The organism is Mycobacterium sp. (assembly GCF_049683355.1).
GTDB lineage: Bacteria > Actinomycetota > Actinomycetes > Mycobacteriales > Mycobacteriaceae > Mycobacterium.
On the sequence record NZ_JBAUJB010000165.1, the window covers coordinates 1 to 5,751 of the forward strand.

The 5,751-nt window shown below is 66.0% G+C and carries 3 protein-coding genes and 3 pseudogenes; 4 read left to right on the forward strand and 2 right to left on the reverse strand.

Annotated elements, in window-relative coordinates; all coding sequences use genetic code 11:
• Window positions 1-106 (reverse strand): annotated as a pseudogene (locus WA944_RS10160) (antitoxin); the annotation flags it as partial.
• A gap of 82 nt (window positions 107-188) precedes the next feature.
• On the opposite strand from WA944_RS10160, the pseudogene WA944_RS10165 reads away from it, so the two are divergent.
• The 4 genes and pseudogenes from WA944_RS10165 to WA944_RS10180 form a co-directional block, all read left to right on the forward strand.
• Window positions 189-605 (forward strand): annotated as a pseudogene (locus WA944_RS10165) (ATPase); the annotation flags it as partial.
• A gap of 52 nt (window positions 606-657) precedes the next feature.
• A pseudogene (locus WA944_RS10170) lies at window positions 658-3,220 on the forward strand (SEC-C metal-binding domain-containing protein).
• Window positions 3,221-3,293: 73 nt separating this feature from the next.
• The gene (locus WA944_RS10175; protein ID WP_526374659.1) at window positions 3,294-3,743 is read left to right on the forward strand and encodes a helix-turn-helix transcriptional regulator; all 450 of its coding nucleotides are present in this window, start codon (window positions 3,294-3,296) and stop codon (window positions 3,741-3,743) included.
• A 28-nt stretch (window positions 3,744-3,771) separates the two neighbouring features.
• Complete coding sequence (locus WA944_RS10180) at window positions 3,772-4,425, forward strand: nucleotidyl transferase AbiEii/AbiGii toxin family protein (protein WP_526374661.1); 654 nt, start codon at window positions 3,772-3,774, stop codon at window positions 4,423-4,425.
• Window positions 4,426-4,503: 78 nt separating this feature from the next.
• Here WA944_RS10180 and WA944_RS10185 read toward each other — a convergent pair whose 3' ends face one another.
• Complete coding sequence (locus WA944_RS10185; protein ID WP_526608925.1) at window positions 4,504-5,610, reverse strand: hypothetical protein; 1,107 nt, start codon at window positions 5,608-5,610, stop codon at window positions 4,504-4,506.
• Window positions 5,611-5,751: the final 141 nt, after the last annotated feature.

Sequence of the window (5,751 nt, forward strand, 5' to 3'; positions counted from 1 at the left end):
GTTCGCGGATCGCGACGGCAGTCACCGACGTGCTTGCTGCACGCGCCAGCCGCTCGAGCCGGTCCATGACATCGTCGGGCACATTACGCAGATGCAGAGTTCGCACCCGTCGAGTGTATCCAAAAGCGAGCTACCTGCTAGCAGAATGCTAGCAGAGAGCACTCGGAACTGGGATCCGCCCACCGTTAGACCGCCGCTCAAGGCTCATCGAACTCGGCGAATCGTTCATCGCCGAGACCGTCTTCTCACACCCGTCGAAACTCGAACTCCTCGACACCGCTCACGCGGCGGGCTACACAGTGATCCTGCACTGCACGCCGTGTTGATCCCTGAGGAGATCGCTGTACTCCGCGTTCGACATCGGGTGCGCGCGGGCGGCCATGACGTGCCCGAACCCAAGATTCGCCGACGCTATCAACGGCTTTGGGATCTGGTCGCCGACGCGTCCGGTCGCGCGGACGCGGCGACGTTCTACGACAACAGCGCGGTCCGCGGTCCGCGGTCCGCGTGTGGTGGCTCAACCCGCCGCGGGTTTCGTCGTCGGCACACCTGCATGGCCGGCCTGGACACCCACCCCACTTTCCAGACGCTGGCCTCGCGGGTGACGATGGGCGTGCCCCGCAGACCGGGCCCTGGCTCCGGCGTAGGGTGATCGCCGTGATGGATGCGCTCGATCCAGTGGGGGTTCTGGAAAGAATCCTGACCGAACACGGCCCCCTGAACGAGGCCGACCTCGAAGACCGCCTCCTCGCCGCGGGGGTTCACAACCCGAAGTCCGGTCACGGCGGCATTCTCGACGAGATGAACAGCCCAACAAGACAATTGATTGACGATCGCTACGTGTGGTTGCCAGCCGTGTTGGCCGGACGGGTGTTCACCCACCGTGTGGACGCCGACGAACTCGCCCACGACCTGCTCACGGTCACCCCTGACCTCGATCCGATCACCGAGCTCTGCCACCACGAGCAGTACCAGCGCCTCGCTGACGGGTCGTCGGTCGCCGTGGTACTGCCTGATTACGACGACGACGTGTTGGAAGCGCGGAACGTGCCGCTGAACGTGGTCGACGACGGTGGTGTGCTGCTTCTGCCTGCGGGCACGCTGCCCGCCCTGGGTGTACAGGCCGGCGATCTTGTCGGTGTGCGGCTGTCCTACGCCGGTCTCGTTGTGGAGCGGGCGGCATCGAGGGAGCCCTCGACCGGCCTGGGCGACCGACTCGCCGCCACCCTCACCGCCGACGAGCCGACGTTCCTGGATGCGGCCGTGTGGACTGTGTGTGCCGAGGACCCTGCAGTGTTCACCGAACCACTGCCCCCGCTGCGCGAGATCTTCGACGCCAAAGGCCTTGCCTACAGCCGCGACTGGCTGGCCCCGCCGGGCTTCGATTTCGAGCGGTGGCGATTTGAAGGCAGCTGCAACCGACTCGCCCTCCGGTACGGGATCGAGCCCGACGACGCCCTGGCGCTGCGCACGCTCGTCACGGTGTACGAGCAGATGTCGCAGGCACTGGAGATGGCGACCGCCTCGCCCGACGAGACGGTCGGCGGGTTCTCAGAGCAGAGGGACGACACCACGACAGCGAGGTCCGGCGAGTACCAGAATCTGATGGCCACGTTCGGTTCGGCGCTGGCCGACCCGTTGTTGGCGACGCTTCTGGTGAACGAGACGGTCGGCATGGGCGGACATCCCGCCGCCTTGGGGCTGTTCGCCGAGACGCTGGAGCCACAGGTGTCGCGCAGCGCAAAGGTGGCGTGCCGCTGGCTCGGTGCGGTGGCGCTGGAGCAACTGGGCGACGTCGAGGGGGCCGAGCGGGAGTACCTGGCCGCCGAATCGATGAACCGCGATTGGTCACCGACCCTGCTCGACCTGGCCCGCTTCGCCTCCGACCGTGGCGATGTCGAACGCGGTATGGCGCTGCTGCGCCGCGCCGACGCCGATGCCGATCACCCGCTGCGCAAGGTGTTCGAGCAGCACCGCGTGATGCCGCGCACTGATCTGGGCCGCAACGACGCATGCTGGTGCGGGTCAGGCCGCAAATACAAGAAGTGCCATCTTGGCCACGAGCAGCTGTCACTGGAGGATCGCGCGGGCGGGGTGTATCTGAAAGCGAGTCAACACGTGTTCCTGACGGAATGGGACGAACTCCTCACCGAAGCGACCGCAGCCCGCTCCGCCTACGACACACCCAGCACGGAAGCTGCTTCCGGCGTCGACGATCCGTTGCCCCTCGATGCAGTGCTGTTCGAGGGTGGAGCGTTCGAGGACTTCGTGGCCAAGCGCGGGTTCCTGCTGCCCGCGGACGAGCGGCACTTGGTCGAGCAGTGGCTCCTGACAGAACGGTCCGTGTACGAGGTCGAGCAGGTGCAGCGCGGCCGAAGTGTCAGCGTGCGCGACGTCCGCTCCGGCGACACGTTCGAGGTGCGCGAGCGGATCGGCAGTAAACATCTCCGGCCGGGCGAGCTGATCTGCGCCCATGTGCTGCCCACCGGCGACACCTTCCAGTTCTTCGGCGGGCTGGACCCGGTGGCGCTGCACCAACGAGGCGCACTGAGAACTGCTTGACTCCGAACCCGACCCGGTGGACCTCGTCGAATTCCTGACCGGCCGGTTCGCGCCGCCGACGCTGGTCAACACCGAAGGCGACCCGCTGGCGATGTGTGAAGCCGCCGTGCGGGTCGGCGATCCGGATGGGATCGCCTCCGCGCTGGACGACGCCTACGACCGGGTCGATGGTGAGGAGCCGCCCAGCTGGCTGGGACAGGTTGTCACCCAAGGGATGCCGCGCATCAGCGTCTCTCTGACATTGGAGGGTGACACTCTGCGGGTGCAGACCAACAGCGACAACCGGATGGACCGGGCGCTGGCCACCCTGGCGCGGATCGATCCCGCGATGACGGTGCTCGACGACACCCGCCGCCCGATCCACGACGTGCGGGATGCTGCCGCGTTGGCCGGCCAGCTACCCGGTGGTGTCGGGCCTGCGGTGGATCCGGATGACCCGGACGTGGCCGCACTCCTCGGCGAGATGATCCGCACCTACGAGACCAACTGGCTCGACGAATCCATCCCCGCGCTTGATGGCCACACCCCGCGTCAGGCCGCCGACGACCCGACCAGACGGGGCGATCTGATCAGGCTGCTCGACACCTTCCCCGCCGGGGAGGCAGCCCGCGGCGGCATGGACGCCGACCGGTTGCGCGCCGCGCTCGGGTTGCCGTAGCCGTCGCTGACATCCCAACCCCACGCCGCATCACCGCAGCTCCCTGCCATTCGGGTATACAATGGGAAACATTATGCCGGCGACTTCTCCCCCAGTAGACGCGGCCGTGCTGGCCGGTTTGGCGGAGCTCGGCAACACGATCCGAGCGCGCCGCGAAGAGCTGGGCCTCACCATGAACCAGACCGCCGACGCCGCCGGGCTATCGCGGGTCACCCTTCACCGCATCGAACGCGGAACACCCTCGGTCACGATGGGCGCCTACCTGAATGTCATCGCAGCCCTGGGCCTGAGCGTGGACCTGCACCCGAATTCGTCGGCTGCAACCGTCCGAATCGGGGACTACCCACAGCTGCGTCTCATCGCATGGCAGCTCGGTGACGACACCGAGATCTCCGAACCCGACGCACTTGCGCTCTACGAACGCAATTGGCGACACATCGATCACGCGGCGATGCTGCCACCGGAGCGACTGTTCCTGCAGCACCTCGCCGACACCTGGGGCCACGGGAGACTCCTTGTTTGAGCGACCGCGACACCGTCAGGTGGCCACCGTGCTGCAGGCACTCGACGCTGACCTCCTTCGCACCCACCGTTGCTATTTCGGCGGCGGTACCGCCATCGTGCTCCGCAACGGTGAGTACCGAGAATCCGCGGACATCGACTTCCTCGTTTCCGACATCAACGGCTACCGCGAAATACGTGAACTCCTCACCGGGACAGCCGGCGTCAACGCCCTCACCCGTGAGCCGCTGAAACCACTTCGTGAAATCCGCGCCGATCAGTACGGCATCCGCACTTCTCTTGATGTCGAGGGCGATCCGATCAAATTCGAGATCATCCACGAAGGACGCATCGCACTCGACACTCCCGGCTCGGCAGACCACATTTGCGGCGTGACCACACTGAGCGCGTTGGATACGGCCGCAAGCAAACTGCTGGCCAACGCCGACCGTTGGGCCGACCGCTCGACGTTCAGCCGGGACTTGATCGATCTGGCAATGCTCACGCCGCCATCAGCGCTACTCAAAACCGCAATCGACAAAGCGGCGAACGCATATGGAAATGCCATCGAACGCTGCCTGAGTTCCGCGATCGGCCACCTGATCGACAATCCGGCGAGACTCGGCGAATGTATGCGCGCACTGCAGATGTTCACCACTCCCGAAGCCGTTCTAAGGCAGAACATCACAAGGCTCGGCCGCTAGCCACGGCCCTGACATCGATGCCGCGGGGCCTGCCGTTGCAAGCCGATCTTGCACATCGCGGCCACGTCGACTTCGGCGCTAGTCGTCGGCTTTCGTCGCCTTGGTCATCTCGTCGATCGTGGCGAGCGCTTCAGCGGTGAGTTCATCGCGGATCCCGCTGCGCGCGTGGGCGAACGGGATGAAGCGGGCCAGCATGTCAGGAGCGTCGAGGACCACCGCCAACGGCACGCCGCCGTCGAAGTCATCACGGAACAGCCGCTCGATCCGCGGCACACTCCACCGCAGCGGGTCGCCGGTTTCGAGCAGCCCTTCGAGCAACGGCCCGTGCTCGCGCCGGTCGAACATAGCGCCGCCCTCGGAGGTGAAGAAGTCGTCGCACAACTCCTTGAGGGATTCGGTATCCCAGTCGGGTGACACGCGTTTGGTGCCGCCGGTGGGCAGCTGGCGGGTCAGCCAGGACAGCAGCGGCCGGCAGCCGGGCCACGTCTCGGATTGGTCGCTGAAGATGGGCAGTTGCGCGAGTCCGTGGTCGAGCCAGGCCCGCGCATCGGCCAGGCTCATGTCGACGAATGTGGTGTCGGGGTCGGTGTTGCGCTCCGCAGCCACGCGGACCACGGTGTCGACCGAATCCGGCACGACGAACGCGTCTTTGACGACGGAGGACACGTTGTGGTCGACGAACGCGGCACAGGTCAGTTCGTCACCGTTGGTCAGCTTGGCACCGATCAGTATCTCGTCGCCGTCACCGAGGACATGGGTCATCCGCACCGCCCGATACATCTGGACGTGCGCCAGGTCTGTGATCCACGGCGGCAGAATGTCCTGCCGCGCGGCAACCTCCTCGCGGCATCGCCGCTGCAGATCGGCGTCCTCGAGAAGTTCACCGAGCACCGCCAGCAGAGCAGTCGTCTCACGGAAGTGCACGTCGACGAAGCTGTCCAGCAGGCGTGTGAGGTCGACCGTGTCGCGCTGCGGGCGCGACGGCAGCCACGCCAGCGGGTCCGGTTTGGTCGCCTCGATGAGCATGCTCACCATGCCGAGCAGGTCGAGCGGATGACCGGCCAGCGCCTGGCGCACCTCGTCGGTCAATGGTGTCTCCTCAGGCGCCTCCGGTTCGCGCATCCTGATCCGCTGCGCATCACGACGTGCCTGCTTGGCTTTGCGGCGCTTGCGTGCCTCGTTCACGGTGCGGACGTTACCGAGGTTGTCCCGAGTCTCGTAGAAGTTGAGGTGGCGGTCCCCTGCTCGAAACCTGCCGTGTGGTAGGTATCGGGCGTTCCGCCAAGAACTCCTACAGCAAGGGGACCACCATGAAGAAGAGTAACC